The sequence below is a fragment of the Janthinobacterium sp. BJB304 genome, assembly GCF_002735765.1.
Taxonomy (GTDB): Bacteria; Pseudomonadota; Gammaproteobacteria; order Burkholderiales; family Burkholderiaceae_D; genus Janthinobacterium.
On sequence record NZ_PDZN01000011.1, the window covers coordinates 107,151 to 126,627 of the forward strand.

Sequence of the window (19,477 nt, forward strand, 5' to 3'; positions counted from 1 at the left end):
AGGAGGTGCGTATGGCGTATGAACTGTATTACTGGCCCACGATACAGGGACGCGGCGAATTCATCCGCCTGGCCCTGGAAGAGGCGGGTGCCGACTACCGCGATATCGCCCGTTTGCCTGAACGCAAGGGGCAAGGCGTTCCCGCCATGCTGGCCTGCCTCGATGGCGGTGCTACGCCACAGGCCGCCTACGCACCGCCCGTGCTGCGCGACGGCGACATGCTGATCGGCCAGACGACGAATATCCTCTTGTATCTGGGCCGCCGCCTGGGCCTGGCACCGCGCGCGGAAAGCGGCCGTTTATGGCTGAACCAGCTGCAACTGACCATGGCCGACTGGCTGACGGAAGTGCACGACACGCACCATCCGCTGTCGATGAATCAATATTATGAGGAGCAGAAACAGGCGGCCATGCTGCGCAGCGCGGATTTCCGCGAAACACGGCTGCCGAAATTCCTCGATTATTTCACCCAGGTCCTGCTGAATAATCGCAGCCGGGGCCAGTATCTGGTGGGCGCAAAGCTCACGTATGGCGACCTGTCGCTGTTCCAGATGCTGGCCGGCTTGCGTTATGCGTTTCCGCAAGCCATGGCGCGCCTGGCGCCCGAATATCCGTTCCTGTCCGAGCTGCACGATACGGTGGCGGCGCGGCCGAACATCGCCCGCTACCTGAAGTCGAAGCGCAGAATTGCGTTCAATGAGGAAGGCATTTTCCGCCACTACCCCGAGCTGGACGGATAAAAAAACAGCCGGCGCAAAGGCCGGCTGTCGTGATGCTGCTGTGGTTGCTACTGCGCGCTGGTGACGGGGTAGCCCGCCTCCACGATGGCGGCGCTGATGGCGTCCAGTTCGGCGGGCGATTCCACCGTGACGCGCTTGCTGGCCAGGTCGATCTGCACCTGTGCCGCAGGATCGATCGCCTGCACCGCTTTCGTGACCGAGCCGACGCAATGGCCGCAGCTCATGTTTTCAACCTGTAACTGATACATGGCAAGCACTCCTTGAATGATTAGGTACGTTCACTGTAATCCTTGCCCCGGTGGGAAGGTCAAGGGGAAGCTGGCGTGCGCATCAATTCAGCAGGAAATCGTCCGCTTGCATGGGCGGCGGCACGTTCTCGTCCTGCACGGATTCACGCAAGCTGATTTCGATGGCGCGGCACATGGCCGACAGCGGCAGGTCGTTGGCGTCTTCGCCGAACGGCTCCTCGATCTCGTCGCCCAAGGCATCGAGGCCAAAGAAAGTGTAGGCAACGATGGCGACGACGAAGGGCGTCATGAAACCGAGCGAGTCGACGAGGCCGAACGGCAGCAGGAAGCAGTACAGATAGGCTGTGCGGTGCAGCAACAGCGAATACGAAAACGGAATCGGCGTGCTGCGGATGCGTTCGCACGAAGCGCCCGCCGCTACCATGGCCGAGACCGTGTTATCGATTTGTGCGGTGAGGATGCTGTCGATGCGGCCTTGCCGGACGCAGTCGGCCAGGTCGTGGCCCATCTGCAGCATCAGGTAGTCCGATGGATTTGATGCCTGGCAAGCCGCTTCCCATTCGGCCGGGCGCAGCAGCGGCTGCAAGTCGGCCGGCCCGCGCGTGTCGCGCAGCTGGTGGCGCAGGGCGTGGCAAAAGGCGATGGTGCGGTAAATCATGCGCACGCGCACATCTTCCAGGCCCAGCCTCGCGTGGGCGGGCGTGTCGCCGCGTATCATCGTCTGGCACTGGCGCGAGAAATTACGGCTGCGCAAGACCAGTTCGCCCCACAGCTTGCGCGCTTCCCAGTAGCGGTCATAGGCGGCCGTATTGCGAAAGCCCAGGAAGATGGCCAGCGGCAAGCCGATCAGCGTAAACGGGATGGTGGTCAAGATCACCTTGTGGTCGAACAAGGTACCGTGGCACCAGGTGACGAGGGTGGCGATCAGGGTATTGACGATGAGCGTGGTGCGGATGCGCGGCAGGACGGACCCGCGCACCACGAGGAACAGCCTTAGCGCCGAAGGACGCTCGCGCACGATCATGCTGCGCTCCTTGCTGGGGGCTGGGCTGGCGGGGAACGGCGGGCCCGGTGATCGGTAAAAGAGGAAAGATGCAGTGGCAATGGCCGGGAACAAAAAGCCCGCGATGTATGCGGGCTGAGCAGGGTGTGCATGGGAAGCAGTGTAGGGGAGACGGTTTAAGTATAGGCCGCCGATCCGTTTCCAGCCAATTCACAGTGATAATGGGTATTATTCATTTCATGAATGAATATTTCATTTGTAATTTATTGTGTGAATTTAGCTATCCGATTCCTGTCGCTGCCTGATCTTCTTGCGGTGTTCTTCCTGCTGCCGTTTCAGTGCGGCACTGGCTGTATAGTCGTTGCGGAACCATGTCGTGTTCTTGCCGCGGCCCGGCCGGGAGCAGTCAGCCAGGCTGGCCACGTCGGCCCAGTCGCAAGCGCAGTCCAGCAGAGGCACGTCGCAGTCGCAAAATCCCGCCTGCGCCTGGCGGCGCGCACTGCGCCGCGTCTGCGGATGCAGCGCCAGGTATCGGCGATGGCGTTCGCCGCAGGCGCGCAGGCGCCGTTGCAGCAGCGCCAGTCCCGCGCGCAAGCCGTGACGCGCGATGACCTTGTAGCCATAGGCGGAGCAGCTGTCGCGCCCCGTCAGCACGCGGTAGGCGCAGCGAAATCCTTTCCAGGGAGATAGATGGCGCTGGTAGACGCGGATCGCCCACAGGGCCAGGTGCTTGCCGCAGGTGTCGAAGGTGAAAATATTGCTTCCTTTGCCGTTTGCCTTGCGGCACTGACTCGAGCATACGACAGGTCTGCAAAAAATAATAGCGGCAAGCCCGCATGCATGGCGGCACGTGACAGAGAGGGAGATCGGCTGGTGCGTACCGTGGCCGCCATGACGCCTGCGGCCATAGTCCACTATGTTCGCGTGCGTACTGTCGCGCGGCGCGTCCGCCAGCATACTGCCCAGCTACGCCACGCAGTCCCGGGGTGCCAAGACCAAGGAAACCAGATGAGCTATCAGACCACGAATCCCTACAGCGAACAGATCGAGCAGACCTTCACGCCGCATAGCGACGCGCAAATGGACAATATACTGGCCCAGGCAGCCACTACTTTCGAGAGCGACTGGCGCCAGCGCAGCTTTGCCGAGCGCAAGGCAGTCGTCAAGAAAGCGGCCATGCTGCTGAAAGAACAAGGCGATGCCTTCGCCAAACTGATCACCGTGGAAATGGGCAAGCTGTTCAAGGAAGCGCAGCAGGAAGTGTCGCTATGCGTGAAAATCCTCGACTACTACGCGGATAATGCTGAGCAATTTCTCGCTCCCAAACAACTAGACGTCAAGCGCGGCGTAGCCAGCGTGGAAATCGCGCCGCTGGGCGTGATCTTCTGCGTCGAGCCATGGAATTTCCCGTATTACCAGCTGGCCAGGGTCGCCGGTCCGAATTTGATGGCGGGCAATACCCTGGTAGTGAAACACGCGTCCAACGTGCCCCAGTGCGCACTGGCCTTTGAAAAACTGTTCCTTGACGCGGGCGCGCCGGCAGGCGCCTACACCAACGCATTCTTGTCCAGCGAGCAAGTGGCCACCGCCATTGCCGACCCGCGCGTGCAGGGCGTGGCGCTGACGGGCAGCGAGCGCGCCGGCGCCTCCGTGGCGGCCACGGCCGGCAAGGCCCTGAAAAAAACCACGATGGAACTGGGCGGCAGCGATGCCTTCATCGTCCTGGATGACGCCGACATGGACCTGGCCGTCAAACTGGCCGTCATCGGCCGCATCCAGAATGCGGGCCAGGTGTGCGACGGCTCGAAACGCTTTATCTTGCTCGACAGCATTGCCGATACCTTTGTCGAGCGCTTCCAGGCCGAACTGGCCAAGCTGCAGCCAGGCGATCCGATGGATGCCGCCACGACCCTGGCGCCGCTGTCGAGCAAATCGGCGCTGGACCTGGCCGTCAAGCAAGTCGGCCAGGCCGTGGAAGGCGGCGCGAAAGTGCTGCTGGGCGGCAAACGCATCGAGCGTGCCGGCTACTTCATGGCGCCGACCATCCTCACCGAAGTGACGCCTGGCAATCCCGTCTACTACCAGGAATTCTTTGCCCCCGTCGCCATGATTTTCCGCGTCAAGGATGACGACGCGGCGATCGCCCTGGCCAACGATTCGCCCTTTGGCCTCGGTGGCACCATCATCACGGCAGACGTCGCGCGCGGCAAGCGCCTGGCCAGCCGCATCGACACTGGCATGGTATTCATCAACTCGCCCGCCGTCACGGCGCCTGAACTGCCATTTGGCGGCGTGAAACATTCGGGTTACGGCCGCGAATTGTCCGATCTGGGTATCATGGAATTCGTCAACCGCAAGCTGGTGCTGGTCGGCTGACCGGGCGACCTTGGGGGCGTTTCTTACGCCCCCAGCGCCTGCCAGCCATAGCAGCCGAACGCCGCTGCCCACGCCAGCAAGATCGCCAGCCCCGGCAGCAACAGCCATTTTGCTGCCGTCTCTTCCCACGTCACATACGGCTTGCCGCCGCGCGCGATGGCCAGCAGCGCCTGGCCCCCATTCAGACCGGCAAACGGCAGCAGATTAAAGGCGCACAGTTTCAGCGAGAACAGGGCGAACACCGGCGCAAAGCCATGCGTACGGGCAAATAGCTCCCCTGCACCCAGCAATTCCTGCGCCCTCGACAACGGCGCCAGCGCGCCAGCGACGATGTGCCCGAAGGCGGCGATAAAGCGCTCCCAGCCCGAGGCTCCCATGATGCCCAGTGACAAGGCCAGCAGCACGGCCACGCCGCTCAATGGCAGCAGCGCCTGCTTCCACAGCGGCTGGAAGTTGTACGCGTCAAGGCAGGGATCGTCGTCATACAAGGTTTCCTCACGCGTATCTTTCAGCACCACATTGCCGGCCAGCGGCAGCAGCTTGAGGTGGACTTTGCCCCAGGTCAGCAGGGTGGGACCGACGCCATAGCTGATGCTGCGCACCGTGATGCCGAACAGCCTGGCGCAGGCCGCCATGACGGAAATGTGGATGAGCATGAAAACGATGAAGCAGAGCAGCAACTGCAGGGCGGGAGGCATGGGGCGGGTTGTCCAGGAAGAAAGGAGCGGTATTAGAACATGCCGCAGGAAAAAGTCGCGCACATGAAAAAAGCCCCGTCTGCATCGCTGCAGCCGGGGCTTTTGCATGACTGGGGCAGCTGACGCCGCCCGCTACAATTTACAGCACTTCGCTGGCGTGGTCGGCCAGGCGCGAACGCTCGCCGCGTGCCAGGGTGACGTGGCCGCTGTGCGTCCAGCCCTTGAAGCGGTCGACCACGTAGGTCAGGCCGCTCGAGCCTTCCGTCAGGTACGGCGTGTCGATCTGGGCGATGTTGCCCAAGCACAGGATCTTCGTGCCGGGACCGGCGCGCGTGACCAGGGTCTTGACCTGTTTTGGCGTCAAGTTTTGCGCTTCATCGATGATGAGGAACTTGTTCACAAACGTGCGGCCGCGCATGAAGTTGAGCGACTTGATCTTGATGCGCGAACGGATCAGGTCTTGCGTTGCCGCGCGGCCCCATTCGCCGCCATCCGAGTCGGACTTGTTCAGCACTTCCAGGTTGTCGTCGAAGGCGCCCATCCATGGCGACATCTTTTCTTCTTCCGTGCCTGGCAGGAAACCGATGTCTTCGCCCACGGGCACCGTCACGCGGGTGACGATGATTTCATTGTAGAGCTTGGTTTCCAGCACTTGCGCCAGGCCGGCGGCCAGGGCCAGCAGGGTCTTGCCGGTACCGGCCTGACCCAGCAGGGTGACGAAATCGCATTCCGGATTCATCAGCAGGTTCAGCGCGAAGTTCTGCTCGCGGTTGCGCGCCGTCACGCCCCACACATTGTTCTTCGTGTGGCTGAAGTCGCGCAGGGTTTGCAGCACGGCCGTCTTGCCGTTGATCTGCTTCACCTGGCCGTAGAACGGCGTTTCGCCGTTTTTCGGTTCCAGGTAGATGAACTGGTTGACCAGCAGCGATGGAATGAACGGGCCCGTCACGCGGTAGAAGGTGGAGCTGTAGCCGTTCTTGCTTTCCTGCCACGACTCCATGTCCTTGCCGTGCTTGTTCCAGAAGTCGTCCGGCAATTGCACGATGCCCGAGTACAGCAAGTCCGTGTCTTCCAGCACATGGTCGTTGAAGTAATCTTCGGCCGGCAAGCCCAGGGCGCGCGCCTTGATGCGCATGTTGATGTCTTTCGACACCAGCACGACGGGGCGGCCTTCCTGTTCCGACTCGAGCGAACGCACGACGGCCAGGATCTGGTTGTCGGCCTTGCCCACTGGCAAGCCTGCCGGCAGGTCGGCGCTTTGCAAACGTGTCTGGAAGAACAGACGGCCCTTGGCGTCCTTGTTGCCCAGCTTGGACAGCAGGATGCCGTGTTCGATGGCGTCGTCATCCGTGTTGCTGATCAGGGCATCGAGCGTGCGCGACACCTGGCGCGCATTGCGGGCCACTTCCGTCATGCCCTTTTTGTGGTTGTCCAGCTCTTCCAGGGTCATCATCGGCAGGTACACATCGTGTTCCTCGAAGCGGAACAGCGACGATGGATCGTGCATCAGCACGTTCGTGTCGAGCACGAACAGCTTGCTGATGCCGCGCTGATCGGCGGCGCGGCTGGCGGACGACTTGAGCTGCACTTCCACAGGCTTGTGCTTGGCCGGATGCGGCTGCTCTGCCTGCTTGACGGGCTTGATCGGCGTGACCTTGCCTTTGGCCGCCGGCTTGGCTTTCGCCGCAGGCGCGGCAACCGCGGCAGGCGCGGCCGCAACCGGTGCGGGCGCAGGCGCCGGCTTGGCGACCATCAGGGCCGCCACTTGTTTGATCTTCGTGGCCGCATTGCGGACCGGTTTGGCAACTTCGGCGATCGCCGCTTCAATGATCGGTGCAGCCACTTTCTTGGCTGCCGGGGTTTTGGTGGCCGGGCGCGCTGCGCCTGCGGTTGGGTAATCTTGGGTGGCCAGGATGGTGGCTGGCTTGCTCGGTAATTTTGGCAGTGGCATCAGGATCTCAATCAAAAAATTTCTGGAATGAATCGCCCATGGGCAGCCAGCTTCTGGCGGCACTTCTCATGGGGTGGATGCGGGGGAACAACAATGCTACAGGACGAATAACTGCCGGGAGGCCGGCAGCATGGCCGGTCATGGACGCCATCGGCGGGCTGCAGGCCCGTCTGGCGGAGTGGATGGAGGCGCTTCGTTGACTCAAAATGGCGATAGGTACCGTGAACTGAACTGCGGTTGAACCAGGCTTGCTGGAAGCCGACAACGCGCATTGGATCAAAATGAACGATCAATTCAGATGCGCTACGAATTCCAGCACTTCTTCCACGTGAGTTGCGACCTTCACGCCTCTCCATTCTTTCACCAATCGGCCCTGGGCGTCAATCACAAACGTACTGCGCTCGACGCCGCGTACGGTCTTGCCGTACATCTGTTTCATCTTCATGACGTTAAACAGCAGGCAAACGGCTTCGTCCGGGTCGGAAATGAGCTCGAACGGCAGTTCCAGCTTCGCTTTGAAGCTTTCGTGCGAGCGCAGGGAATCGCGGCTGATGCCGTAGATTTCCACGCCGGCGGCGACAAATTGCGGATACGCGTCACGGAAGGCGATGTTTTCAGTGGTGCAGCCAGGGGTGTTGTCCTTCGGATAGAAAAACAGTACCGTGGCTTTGGCCGGGCGGCCCAGCAACTGAAAGGTCTTGCCGCTGGTCATGGCGGCACTAAAGTCGGGTATGCTAACGAGGGATTGGCTATCAGCCACAGGTTCTCTCCTGAACGGTGATCATCAGCGCTGTTTTTTAATCTGGCAACGCATCCAGGTGCAACAATACAGCATTCAGGCCGCTTTGCCCTGCACAATCAGGCGTCCCGAACGCCCGGGCAACTCATCCCAGGTGATGGGGCAAATTGGCAAGTCCGCATCTTTTATCTTTTCATAATAATCGCCCATCGCCGCAAACTGGTACCCCTGGGCTTTCCAGCCAGTCAGCAATTGTTCGAAAATGGGGGCGAGTTTCTGTCCTTCAAGTTCCGCATGCAAGGTATACACGTGATCGCGCGGGTTGTCCGCCGTCAGTGACAGGATATGCGCGGCAACATTGCCGGTGGTGATCAGCTTGCCGTCGATTTCGCAGCCCAGCAATTCGTCCAGGGTGGGCAGGGTGGTGGGCAATTGCACGCAGCGCAGGATGGTGTTGCCATTGCGCACGCGGTGCGGGCCATTGCCCGGATGCACCATGGCGCCGCGCGCGTCGAGCATGGCGCGGCCATCGGAGGCAAAGCGGTAGCCGGCCGTGTCGTGCTCGACAAAGGCGCTGACATTCATTTGCCAGCCGGCCGCGCCGTGCGTGTGCGGCTTGCTGCCGAACACCTGTTCGTAGCGGTTGGCGGCCTTGCGCATCATGTTAATGGTCCAGGCGGCGTTGCGCTTGGCCACATTGTCTTGCCACAGGGTGTGATCCCAGGTGTGGATGCCGCACTCGAAACCGGCATCGCGCACGGCGCGCAATTGCGCCGCGCACTGCTTGCCGATATCGGGTCCCGGCAGCAAGGTGCCGTACATCAATGTTTTCAAGCCGTAGTGCTCGACCACCGACGTGCGCGAGACCTTGCTGAAAAAGCCGGGCCGCAAGGCGCGCCGCAGGGCCCAGCCCGTGTGGTCGGGGCCCAGCGAGAACAGAAAGGTGGCCTTGGCCTGGTGCGCGGCCAGCATGCGCACCAGATTGCCCATGCCTTCACGGGTGCCGCGATAGGTATCGACGTCGATTTTGAGGGTCAGGAACGGCTTGCTCAACATTAATCCATCAGGGCTTTGGCTTGGGCTACCTGGCTGCGGTAGGCGTCGAAAATATTGCGCAGGGAATCGGCCATGGTGGTGGTCGGCGCCCAGCCCAGCTCTTCGCAGGTATTCGTGATTTTCGGCACGCGGTTCTGCACGTCCTGGTAGCCGGCGCCGTAGTAGGCGCCCGAGGTCGTTTCCACGATTTTCACGTGTTTCGCGCCTTCGGCGTATTCCGGGTATTCGGCGGCCAGGGTCAGCATCATGCCGGCCAGGTCGCGGATCGAATAGTTATTGGTCGGATTGCCAATGTTGTAGATCTTGCCGCTGGCGATGCCGTTCTTGTTGGCGATGATGCGGATCAGCGCATCGATGCCGTCGTCGATATAGGTGAACGCGCGTTTCTGCGCGCCGCCGTCGACCAGCGAGATGTTTTCGCCGCGCACGATGTGGCCGAAGAATTGCGTCACCACGCGCGAGGAACCTTCTTTCGGCGTGTGGATCGAGTCCAGGCCCGCGCCGATCCAGTTGAATGGACGGAACAGGGTGAAGTTCAAGCCTTCCATGCCGTAGCCCCAGATCACGCGGTCCATCAGCTGCTTGGCGTTCGAATAGATCCAGCGCGGCTTGTTGATGGGGCCGCAGATCAGTTCCGAGTTTTCCGGATCGAATTCCTCGTCATGGCACATGCCATACACTTCCGAGGTCGACGGGAAGACCAGGTGCTTGCCGTACTTGGCGGCCGAGCGCACGATAGGCAGGTTGGCTTCGAAGTCCAGTTCGAAGACGCGCAGCGGCTGCTTGACGTAGGTCGACGGCGTGGCGATGGCCACCAGCGGCAGGATCACGTCGCATTTTTTGACGTGGTACTCGACCCATTCCTTGTTGATCGTGATGTCGCCTTCGAAGAAGTGCATGCGCGACTTGTAGTTGTCATCTTCCAGCAATTCCGTGATGCGGTCCGTGTTCATGTCCATGCCGTAGACATGCCAGTCGGTGGTTTCCAGGATGCGCTTGGACAGGTGGTGGCCGATGAAACCGTTGACGCCTAAGATGAGGACTTTTTTCATATGAGATTCTCTTGAGTGATATCAGTGTGTGCTGACGCGGGCGGTCAGACTTGCTTGCAATTGCTGAGCCGAAATCGGCTCCCCGGCAGCCCTCAGCGCGGAAATGGCCAGCATGCGGCCGTCTCCGCAGACGCCAAAGATGCAATTATCCACTACCGCCAAGCCCGCTGGCAAACTTCCTGCTGAATGCTTGCTTAAACGGGCTTTTTCGATGGTGTAAACGACATTGTTGACTTCGGTGAACGCGCCAGGATACGGGGGCGCGACGGCCCGGTGCAGGTTGTACACCTGCTGCGCGGGTAACTTCCAGTCGATGCGGCCGTCTTCCGGCGTGCGGCCGCCAAAGTAGCCGCCCTGGCGTAAATCGTTGAGCTGGCGCGGCGCCGTGCCGTCCAGCAAGGCTGGCAGCACGTTCCACAAGGTTTGCTCCGCCGCCACCGTGACCTTGCCGAAGACTTCGAACGCCGTGTCGTCGGGCAGGATGGGCACGGCCGTTTGCGCGACGATGGCGCCGGCATCGGGCTTGACCGTCATTTCATGCAGGGTGGCGCCCGTTTGCGGGGCGCCATGCAGCACGGCCCAGTTGACGGGCGCGCGGCCGCGGAACTGCGGCAGCAGCGAGCCGTGCATATTGTAGGCGGGCGCGACTTCCAGGAGGCTGGCCGGCAGCATGTGGCGGTAGTAAAAGCTGAACAGCATGTCCGGCCTGGCCGCCTGCACCTGCGCCAGCAGCTCGGGCGCGCGCGCGTCCGGAGGCGTGATGTACGGGATGCCTTCGGCCTGGCACAGGCTGGCGACGGATTCGAACCACAGGTTTTCCGTGGGGCTGTCTTCGTGCGTGACGACGAGGGCGATATCGACGCCGCCGGCCAGCAGCACCTTGATGCAGCGCACGCCCACATTGTGGTAGCCGAAGACGACGGCGCGCGGGGCGCCCATCAGCGGCTCACCTGGCGCTTTTCCAGGCGCACGTACGATGGCGCCTCGGCTTCCGCCTGGACCATGCCATCCTGCAGGATGGTTTGCACCACATAGCGGGGACGGGCGCGCACTTGCTGGAAGATGCGTCCCACGTATTCGCCCACCAGGCCGATGCCAAACAGGATCACGCCCATGAAGAAGAAGGCGATGGCGAACAGGGTGAACACGCCTTCGGCCTCCGCGCCCAGCAGGAAGCGGCGTACCAGCAGGAAGATCACCAGCAGCGCCGAGCCCAGCGACATCGCCATGCCCAGCATGGAAAAGATTTGCAGGGGAATCAGCGAAAAGCCCGTGACGAGGTCGAAATTGAGGCGGATCAGGCTGTACAGCGAGTATTTCGACTCGCCGGCGGCCCGTTCCTCGTGCTCGACGGTGATTTCCGTGGGCTTGCGGGCAAACGTGTAGGCGAGGGCGGGCACGAAGGTGTTGACTTCGGCGCACTGGTTGACCAGGTCGATCACATTGCGGCCATACGCGCGCAGCATGTTGCCCTGGTCCGTGATCTTGATGTTGGTGATGCGTTCGCGCAGGCGGTTCATCATCTTCGATGCCAGGGTGCGCCAGGCGGAATCTTGGCGCTTGCGCCGGATCGAGCCCACGTAATCGTAGCCTTCGCGCATCTTCGCCACCAGGTTGCCGATTTCTTCGGGCGGGTTCTGCAGGTCGGCGTCGAGCGTGACCATGATCTGCCCGCGCGAGGCTTCGAAGCCGGCCAGGATGGCCATGTGCTGGCCATAATTGCCGTTGAATAAGATCACGCGCGTGACGTCGGGGCGCTGGCGGAACTGTTCCGCCAGGATGGCCACCGAGTTGTCGCGGCTGCCATCATTGATGAAGATGATCTCGTAGCTCGTCTGCAAGGCATCGAGGGCCGGATACAGGCGGGCGAACAGGCTGGCCAGGCCATCCTGCTCGTTGTAGATCGGAATGATTACGGACAGTTCAGGTTTCATCGGCGCGCTGCTCATTTGATGAGAATGGATTTGACGGTGGCGACGGCGCGTTCCACGTCCTGTGTCGTCATGGCGTAGAACATCGGCAAGGTCACGGTCAGGCGGCCGATCTGTTCCGAGACGGGGAACATGCCCTCGGTAAAGCCGCGTTCGCGGTACATGGTAAACAGGTGGATCGGTGCGTAATGATAGCCCGTTCCCACGTTTTGCTGCGCCATGGCCTGCATGAACGCGGCGCGCGTGCCGGGGCCATTGTCGGGCAGGATGATCTGGAACAAATGCCAGTTGCTGTTTTCAAAGTCCTGCACGGGCAGCCGGGCGCCGCTCTGCGCTTCGAAGTCGCTGCCGAACTGCGCGAAATAGTGGCGTGCCAGCGCGCGGCGGTGGGCCGTGATGGCGTCGATATTGGCGAACTGGCCCAGGCCGATGGCGGCCATGATGTCGCTCATGTTGTATTTGCCGCCCAGCACGTCGACGTCGATGCCGTCGACGCCGCTGCGGGTGACGCCCTGCAGCCGGTATTTCTCGGCCAGCTTCGCTTCTTCCAGGTTGTTCAGGACGAGGCAGCCGCCTTCGCCCGTGGTGATGTTCTTGTTGGCCTGGAAGCTGAACGAGACGAAGTCGCCAAACGCGCCGATGCGCTTGCCCTTCCATTCGGAGCCGAAGGCCTGCGCCGCGTCTTCGACTACCCGCAGCTTGTACTTTTCAGCAATCGCGTACAGGCGGTCCATGTCGACGGGCAGGCCGGACAGGTAAACGGGGATGATGGCTTTCGTACGCGGGGTGATGGCCGCTTCCAGCTTGTCGAGGTCGATATTCCGGGTGACGGGATCGATATCGGCGAACACGGGCGTGGCGCCCACTTCGATGATGACGTTGGCCGTCGCGACCCACGACACGGGTGTGGTGATGACTTCGTCGCCGGGGCCAATGCCGGCGATGCGCAGCGCGATTTCCATGGTGCACGTGCCCGAATTGAAGGTGCGCACGGGACGCCCGCCGAAATACTCGGACAACTGGGCTTCGAATGCCTGCACTTTCGGGCCGCTGGTGATCCAGCCCGAGCGCAGCACCTCGCCGACGGCGGCGATGGTCGCCTCATCGATGGTGGGTTTGGAAAAAGGCAAAAAGGGCAGGGTAGAGGTCATGGGGCGCGGTTCTTGAGTCGGTATGGTGTCAGGGTATCTGTGTCGCCGAGGCTGCCGTACGGTGAAAAGCGGCCGGCAGGCATGGCTATTTTATATCGTCAGTATGGCGGCGCAGCCGGTTCAGCGGTGAAAAAATCATGCCGATGCGGGGGCGGGGCAAGCTGGCCGGGGGCGCGATCCGTGCTGCCTCGCGCCCCAGTTAAACATTATTTGTTGGCAATGACCATGCGGCGCGCGTCCTCGGCAATGACACGCATGGGTACGCCACGTTGTTGCAATTCCTTGTAGCGGCCCAGGCTGATAATGGCCATGTCGCGCACGCCGGCGTTGGCATCGTTCGTCCATTGCGTGATGAAAGGCTCGATGTTCGGGATCGACAGTTCCGGCTGCTGTTTCAGGCCAAACGTGAATTCATCCCAGTAATCGACGAGGATCACGGGCCGCTGCAGATAATAGGTCAGCGACTGTTCGTAGATGCCGACCGAATAGAGCTTGGTATCGGCCGTCAGTTCGGCCTGGATCTGCGGCAGCATGTCGGTGCCTGCGCGGTTCTGGCCATACAGTTCGGAGCCGGCCAGGATGCAGTGCGTGGCCAGGAAGCCGGCGCCGGCGATCGTCAGCACCGTCATGTCGCGGCGCAGCTGGCGCGCATGCAGCAAAGCCAGGGCGCCGCCGGCCAGGGCGAAGAAGCCGGCCGCCATCAGCCATGGCTGGTAGCCTTTCAATGCGATCAATGCTGCCGGATCGCGCGCGCTGGCCTTGCTGAACGCGATCGGTCCGCCGATCAGGATGGCCGCGCCCAGCACGCACAGCAGGCCGGCGGCGAACAGGCGCTGGCGGCGCGACGCCGATTCCAGGTACAGCGCCACCAGCAAGGCCAGCGCCGGGAAGATGGGCACGATATAGCCGGGCAGCTTCGAGGTCGAATAGCTGAAGAAGAAGAAAATGAAGACGGCCCAGACCAGCAGCATCAAGCGGGGCTGGAAGGCGCCTTGCTGGCGCTGGAAGGCGGCGGCCAGGCTTTGCGGCAGCAGGCCTATCCATGGCAAGATGCCGGGAATGAGCAGCACGAGGAAGTAGTACCAGGCGCCTTCGCGCTTGTGGCCCTTCATCAGGAAACGCTGGAAATGCTCGTGGATGAAGAAGAAATGCGGCTGCTCCGGATTGCGCAGGGCGACCAGCACGAACCACGGCGTGGCGATGGCAAAGAACACCAGCAAGCCCTTGACCAGGTGCAGACGCGTCCAGATGCGCCAGTCGCGCGCACACAGCGAATACAGCACCAGCACGGCGCCCGGCAGCACGATGCCGATCAGGCCCTTGGCCAGCACGGCCAGCGCCATGGCGGCCCAGCAGGCCAGCATCCAGTTGCGCCGTTCCAGCGCCGTGGCGTCGTCGCGCTGGGCGATCAGCAAGCTGCCCAGGGTCAGGGTCATCATGCCCGACAGACCCATGTCCAGCGAATTGATCTGGCCGGAAGCGAGCCAGAACAGGCTCGACGCCAGCACCAGGCCCGCATACAGGCCCACGCGCGGGCCGAACACTTTCTTGCCCGCATAGGCCGTCATGCACACGCCGATGATGCCGCACAGCCCAGTCCACAGGCGTGCCTGCCACTCGCCCAGGCCGAAGGCGGCGAAGGTCAGCGCATTCATCCACGTTTGCAGCGGCGGCTTTTCAAAGTACTTGATGCCGTTCAGGCGCGTGGTGATCCAGTCGCCCGTGACGAACATCTCGCGCGCCATCTCGGCGTAGCGGCCCTCGTCGGGCGGCACCAGGGTGCGCACGCCCAGCGCATACAGGGTGACGACGATGAAGATGCCCAGCAGGGACCACATCAGCACCCGCGACGAGTGCAGTTCGTTGACATTGATTTTCATGCAGCCTTGCCTGCGGCCGGGGCCAGGATCAGTGCCAGGGTGACTTTGCGGCCCTCGCCCATGAGGATGTTGTAGGTGCGGCAGGCAGCCTGGCTATCCATGCATTCGACGCCGATGCGGCGCATGGTCAGCGCGGCCGTCAGCTTCGGGTGCACGAAGCGCTGGCGCTCGCCCGTGCCGAGGATGACCACGTCGGGCGCATCGGCCAGGATTTGCGCGAAATGCGCCTCGTTCAATTCTTCGAAACTGTCCACTTCCCACGCGCGTGGCGGCGTTTCCGGCATGACGATCAGGCTGTAGTTGTACGGCTGGGCATTGATCTCGACGCCGTTTTCGTCATAGCCGGTGACAGTCTGGTATTGTTGGGTGCTGCTGGCGTGGAGTTTCATGGCGATATCGGGGCTGGTCGTGTCGGTTGATCGGTACGCGCGCGGCCAAACTGGGTGCCGCGGCCAAGGGCGTAAGCATGCCATAAATGACAGAAAAGAGCGACTGAAAAGCAACATCCTTTCCAAATTGCAATGTTCGGCACCACAGTGGCGCTGCATGCTGGCGCCATGGTAATGCTGCAAGATTAAGGGAAGATGAAGATGGCGCCCGCCCGATAGTCGTCCAGCTGCGCCGGCGTGGCAGAATCGGCGTCAAATGCTGCAGTTCGCCATGTTTAATTTGATAAAATGGCCTGTTTTCGGCGAGAATGGTTGTTTTCGCCTTGCAGTCTTTCGCATCGCAGTTTCACGGGTTCATAGTTCTGGCGCGGCGGCCACGCTGCAAGCTCAAGTCTCCGCGCCGCATCACGACAGGGATTTATTTTGCGACCGATTCAGAAATCGAATAAATTGGCGGACGTCTGCTACGACATCCGCGGCCCGGTCCTGGAAAAATCCAGGCAAATGGAAGAAGAAGGCCACAAGATCACCAAGCTCAATATCGGCAATCTGGCCGTATTCGGCTTCGATCCGCCCGACGAGATCGTGCGCGACATGATGCTCAATCTGCAGAACGCGGCCGGCTATACGGATTCGAAAGGCATGTTCGCGCCGCGCAAGGCCGTCATGCACTACACGCAGGGCAAGAATATCGCCGGCGTGACCATCGATGACATTTACCTGGGCAATGGCGCTTCCGAACTGATCGTCATGTCGATGAACGCCCTGCTCAACAGTGGCGACGAAGTGCTGGTGCCGGCGCCCGATTATCCGTTGTGGACGGCCGCCGTCAGCCTGTCGGGCGGCAATCCCGTGCATTATGTGTGCGACGAGCAGAACGAGTGGTATCCGGACATCGAGGACATGCGCCGCAAGATCACGCCGCAGACCAAGGCGATCGTCGTCATCAACCCGAACAATCCGACGGGCGCGCTGTATCCGGTTTCCGTGCTGCTGCAGATCGTCGAACTGGCGCGCCAGCACCAACTGATTATTTTCGCCGACGAGATCTACGACAAGGTGCTGTACGACGAAGCCGAGCACGTGTCGATCGCCTCGCTGGCCGACGACGTGCTGTTCATTACCATGAACGGCCTGTCGAAGAATTACCGCTCCTGCGGCTACCGTTCCGGCTGGATGGTGGTTTCGGGCGAAAAGCGCCACGCCAAAGATTACATCGAGGGCCTCAACATGCTGGCCTCGATGCGGCTATGCGCCAATGCGCCGGGGCAGTTTGCCATCCAGACGGCGCTAGGCGGCTACCAGAGCATACAAGACCTGGTGGGGCCCGGCGGGCGCCTGTTGAAACAGCGCGACCTGGCGCACAAGCTGCTGACCGATATCCCCGGCGTCACCTGTGTCAAGCCGAAGGCCGCGCTGTACATGTTCCCGCGCCTGGACCCGGAGATCTACCCGATCGCCGACGACCAGCAGTTTGCCTATGAATTACTGGCCGAAGCCAAGGTCCTGATCGTGCAGGGCACGGGGTTCAACTGGATCGCGCCCGACCATTTCCGCGTCGTCTTCCTGCCCAACTCCGATGACCTGACCGAGGCCATGGGGCGCATTGCGCGCTTCCTCGAAGGCTATCGCAAGCGTCACGGCCGGGGCTGAAAGCCAGCAGCAGCAATCTCGATCAACCTGGCGCCGCCCAAGGGGGCGCCACTTATGAGCAGTCAAGCACAACTATGAAATCCATCAAGATCGGCCTGCTGGGCCTGGGCAACGTCGGTTACGGCACGTTCAGCGTCCTGAAACGCAACCAGGAAGAAATCAAGCGCCGCGCGGGCCGCGGCATTGACGTCGTCGCCGTCGCTGTGCGCGACGTGGCGCGCGCCGAAGCGCTCGTCGCCGGCGGCTGCAAGGTCGTCAATGACCCTTACCTGATCGTCAACGATCCCGAGATCGACATCGTCGTCGAACTGATCGGCGGCTACGACCTGTCGAAAACCCTGGTGATGCAGGCCATCGCCAACGGCAAGCACGTGGTGACGGCCAACAAGGCGCTGCTGGCCGTGCACGGCAACGAAATCTTCGCCGCCGCCCAGGACAAGGGCGTGATGGTGGCCTTCGAGGCGGCCGTCGCCGGCGGCATCCCCATCATCAAGGCGCTACGCGAAGGCTTGACGGCCAACCGCATCGAATGGATCGCCGGCATCATCAACGGCACCACCAATTTCATTCTGTCCGAGATGCGCGACAAGGGCCTCGATTTCGCCACCGTGCTGAAACAGGCGCAGGAACTCGGTTACGCGGAAGCCGACCCCACCTTCGACATCGAAGGCGTCGACGCCGCACACAAGGCCACCATCATGTCGGCGATCGCCTTCGGCATTCCGGTGCAGTTCGACAAGGCCTACGTGGAAGGCATCAGCAACCTCAATGCCGTCGACATCCGCTACGCCGAGCAGCTGGGCTACCGCATCAAACTGCTGGGCATCACCAAGCGCGCCACCGTCAATGGCGTGGAAGGCATCGAGCTGCGCGTGCATCCGACCCTGATCCCGGCCAAGCGCCTGATCGCCAACGTGGAAGGTGCCATGAACGCGGTGCTGGTGCACGGTGACGCCGTCGGCGCCAGCCTGTACTCGGGCCGTGGCGCGGGCGCCGAACCGACCGCTTCGTCGGTGATCGCCGACCTGGTCGACATCACGCGCCTGGCCACGGCCGATCCGGAACACCGCGTGCCGCACCTGGCGTTCCAGCCGAACGCGATGACCGATATCGCGATCTTGCCGATGTCGGAAATCACCACCAGCTACTACCTGCGCATGCACGTGGCCGACCAGCCGGGCGTGCTGGCCGACCTGACGCGCATCCTGGCCGAGCGCGGCATTTCGATCGACGCCATGCTGCAAAAAGAGCCGGCCGAGGGCGAGACGCATACGGACATCATCATGCTGACGCACCAGACGCAGGAAAAGAACGTCACGGCCGCCATCGAGAAGATGGAAGCGTTGAACAGCGTGGTGGGCACGGTCACCAAGATCCGCCTGGAAAACCTCAGCTGATCGTTGTCAGCGATCCATGCAAAACGGCGCCTGCGGGCGCCGTTTTTTTATGCGTAATGTCGTCGGATTACGCTGCCGTACCGACGGGGCCCACGTCCATGCCGTCATAGCTGGCCAGCTGGTTGTCCTGCGCAAACGCCATCAGTTCTCCATTGCGCGCGTGCAGGCTGTCGACGCCGTGCACTTCGGCCTTTTCCACGTGCAGCACCCACACGGGCGGTGCCGCCGGATCGTCGAGCTCGGGCTGGTACAGTTCCACGGGGCGGTAGCCCTGCAGCGCCAGCAAGGTGGCGGCCTGTTCCAGCGGTTCGGACGTCGGGTTGGTGAAGTAATAGCCCCACAGCAGCGGCTGGGACAGGTCCCATGGCGCGTTCTCGGCGATATTGGCAAACAGTTCGGTTACGTCGTCTTTGGTCATCATGGCGGGATCTTTCGGTCGATTTCAGGGCGCGATCTTAACATCGGTGCCCGTGACGCGCCACGCGCCCATAAAAAAACCGGCTGTGCAGCCGGTTTCTTATCCGCCATTACATCGACAGGAGATTCATTCGCGCAAGCGTGAATTAGAACTTGTAGCGCAGGCCGATCGACAGCAGGTCAGCTTTCAGTTTCATGCCATCCTGGCTCAGCGTTTTGCCGAAGTTTTCATATTCAGCAACGGCCGACAGGTTTTTATTGATGTTGTAAGCAGCACCGATGCCAAACAGGGCGGCGGTTTTGTTTTTCGATTCGCTGGCATTGAAACCGACCAGGTTCAATTTCACTTTGGTGTGGTTTTGCGTGACGCCAGCTTTTGCAAACAGCGAGAACTGTTCGTTCAGTGGCAGTGTAGCCGTGGCTGCTGCGTAGAAAGCGCTGGTTTCCATGCTCAGCGATTCCTTGCCTTCGCTTTCTTTCAGTTTGCCGAAATTGACGTAGCCGGCTTCTGCGCCGAAGTTAGGCGTGAAGTCGTAACCAGCGTAAACTTTAAAGCCGGTTTTGTTTTCTTTGCCCGAAACTTCGTCACCCGACAATTTTAATTCCGAACGGCCGACATTCGCGCCGACATAAATGTTTTCAGCTTGTGCAAACAAAGGGAATGCCAGGGCGGCGCCAACGACTACTGCGAACAATTGCTTTTTCATATTAATCCTAGATAATTAATGCGGGGAGACTGCCTCGCCGCTTAATGGGAACCGAATTGTATAGGGATGAATATGTTTATGTAAGGCAA

19 protein-coding genes are annotated in these 19,477 nt (G+C 61.3%); 4 read left to right on the top strand and 15 right to left on the bottom strand.

The genetic code is table 11. From position 1 onward, the window contains the following. The first annotated feature begins 11 nt into the window (after positions 1–11). Positions 12–740, top strand: a complete 729-nt coding sequence (locus CSQ95_RS14890; protein WP_180279060.1) for a glutathione S-transferase — start codon at positions 12–14, stop codon at positions 738–740. Positions 741–787: 47 nt separating this feature from the next. Here CSQ95_RS14890 and CSQ95_RS14895 read toward each other — a convergent pair whose 3' ends face one another. The 3 genes from CSQ95_RS14895 to yidD all read right to left on the bottom strand — a co-directional run bounded on the left by CSQ95_RS14895 (position 788) and on the right by yidD (position 2,948). Continuing rightward, positions 788–988 carry a heavy-metal-associated domain-containing protein gene (locus CSQ95_RS14895; RefSeq protein WP_099410062.1) on the bottom strand — a complete coding sequence of 67 codons (201 nt, stop codon included), beginning with the start codon at positions 986–988 and terminating at the stop codon, positions 788–790. 82 nt (positions 989–1,070) lie between these two features. Then, the gene (locus CSQ95_RS14900) at positions 1,071–2,012 is read right to left on the bottom strand and encodes a bestrophin family protein (RefSeq protein ID WP_070311131.1); all 942 of its coding nucleotides are present in this window, start codon (positions 2,010–2,012) and stop codon (positions 1,071–1,073) included. Between the two features lie 255 nt (positions 2,013–2,267). Continuing rightward, a complete protein-coding gene (gene yidD / locus CSQ95_RS14905) occupies positions 2,268–2,948 on the bottom strand; it encodes a membrane protein insertion efficiency factor YidD (protein ID WP_099410063.1) in 681 nt (226 codons plus the stop codon). Positions 2,949–2,999: 51 nt separating this feature from the next. Between yidD and CSQ95_RS14910 the strand changes: the two genes are divergently transcribed. Then, positions 3,000–4,367 (top strand): NAD-dependent succinate-semialdehyde dehydrogenase, encoded by a 1,368-nt coding sequence (locus tag CSQ95_RS14910; protein ID WP_099410064.1) that lies wholly within the window; start codon positions 3,000–3,002, stop codon positions 4,365–4,367. A gap of 23 nt (positions 4,368–4,390) precedes the next feature. Here the strand turns inward: CSQ95_RS14910 and CSQ95_RS14915 are convergent, their stop codons facing one another. From CSQ95_RS14915 to CSQ95_RS14960, 10 genes are all read right to left on the bottom strand, one after another. Continuing rightward, the gene (locus CSQ95_RS14915) at positions 4,391–5,065 is read right to left on the bottom strand and encodes a site-2 protease family protein (protein WP_099410065.1); all 675 of its coding nucleotides are present in this window, start codon (positions 5,063–5,065) and stop codon (positions 4,391–4,393) included. Between the two features lie 139 nt (positions 5,066–5,204). After that, positions 5,205–7,016: a PhoH family protein gene (locus tag CSQ95_RS14920; RefSeq protein WP_099410066.1), complete on the bottom strand. Its 1,812-nt coding sequence runs from the start codon at positions 7,014–7,016 to the stop codon at positions 5,205–5,207. 289 nt (positions 7,017–7,305) lie between these two features. Further along, complete coding sequence (locus CSQ95_RS14925) at positions 7,306–7,776, bottom strand: peroxiredoxin (RefSeq protein WP_034750445.1); 471 nt, start codon at positions 7,774–7,776, stop codon at positions 7,306–7,308. Positions 7,777–7,851: 75 nt separating this feature from the next. Beyond that, the gene (locus tag CSQ95_RS14930; protein WP_099410067.1) at positions 7,852–8,811 is read right to left on the bottom strand and encodes a polysaccharide deacetylase family protein; all 960 of its coding nucleotides are present in this window, start codon (positions 8,809–8,811) and stop codon (positions 7,852–7,854) included. Next, positions 8,811–9,863 carry a bifunctional UDP-4-keto-pentose/UDP-xylose synthase gene (locus CSQ95_RS14935; RefSeq protein ID WP_070290550.1) on the bottom strand — a complete coding sequence of 351 codons (1,053 nt, stop codon included), beginning with the start codon at positions 9,861–9,863 and terminating at the stop codon, positions 8,811–8,813. The genes CSQ95_RS14930 and CSQ95_RS14935 overlap by 1 nt, the downstream gene beginning before the upstream one ends. 21 nt (positions 9,864–9,884) lie before the next feature. After that, positions 9,885–10,802, bottom strand: a complete 918-nt coding sequence (locus CSQ95_RS14940) for a formyltransferase (RefSeq protein WP_099410068.1) — start codon at positions 10,800–10,802, stop codon at positions 9,885–9,887. Beyond that, complete coding sequence (locus CSQ95_RS14945; RefSeq protein WP_099410120.1) at positions 10,802–11,797, bottom strand: glycosyltransferase; 996 nt, start codon at positions 11,795–11,797, stop codon at positions 10,802–10,804. The genes CSQ95_RS14940 and CSQ95_RS14945 overlap by 1 nt, the downstream gene beginning before the upstream one ends. A gap of 11 nt (positions 11,798–11,808) precedes the next feature. Further along, a complete protein-coding gene (locus CSQ95_RS14950; protein ID WP_099410069.1) occupies positions 11,809–12,945 on the bottom strand; it encodes a DegT/DnrJ/EryC1/StrS aminotransferase family protein in 1,137 nt (378 codons plus the stop codon). Positions 12,946–13,151: 206 nt separating this feature from the next. Beyond that, positions 13,152–14,825, bottom strand: a complete 1,674-nt coding sequence (locus CSQ95_RS14955; protein ID WP_099410070.1) for a glycosyltransferase family 39 protein — start codon at positions 14,823–14,825, stop codon at positions 13,152–13,154. Next, positions 14,822–15,214 carry an Mth938-like domain-containing protein gene (locus CSQ95_RS14960; protein WP_099410071.1) on the bottom strand — a complete coding sequence of 131 codons (393 nt, stop codon included), beginning with the start codon at positions 15,212–15,214 and terminating at the stop codon, positions 14,822–14,824. The genes CSQ95_RS14955 and CSQ95_RS14960 overlap by 4 nt, the downstream gene beginning before the upstream one ends. A gap of 423 nt (positions 15,215–15,637) precedes the next feature. Here CSQ95_RS14960 and CSQ95_RS14965 point away from each other — a divergent pair, with 423 nt between their 5' ends. After that, complete coding sequence (locus tag CSQ95_RS14965) at positions 15,638–16,867, top strand: pyridoxal phosphate-dependent aminotransferase (RefSeq protein ID WP_034750427.1); 1,230 nt, start codon at positions 15,638–15,640, stop codon at positions 16,865–16,867. A gap of 74 nt (positions 16,868–16,941) precedes the next feature. Next, positions 16,942–18,264, top strand: coding sequence for a homoserine dehydrogenase (locus tag CSQ95_RS14970; protein WP_070219142.1), 1,323 nt, complete (start codon positions 16,942–16,944; stop codon positions 18,262–18,264). A 67-nt stretch (positions 18,265–18,331) separates the two neighbouring features. Here CSQ95_RS14970 and CSQ95_RS14975 read toward each other — a convergent pair whose 3' ends face one another. Next, positions 18,332–18,685 carry a ribonuclease E inhibitor RraB gene (locus CSQ95_RS14975; RefSeq protein WP_083293510.1) on the bottom strand — a complete coding sequence of 118 codons (354 nt, stop codon included), beginning with the start codon at positions 18,683–18,685 and terminating at the stop codon, positions 18,332–18,334. Between the two features lie 142 nt (positions 18,686–18,827). Continuing rightward, positions 18,828–19,388: a porin gene (locus CSQ95_RS14980; protein ID WP_071653794.1), complete on the bottom strand. Its 561-nt coding sequence runs from the start codon at positions 19,386–19,388 to the stop codon at positions 18,828–18,830. Positions 19,389–19,477 lie beyond the last annotated feature (89 nt).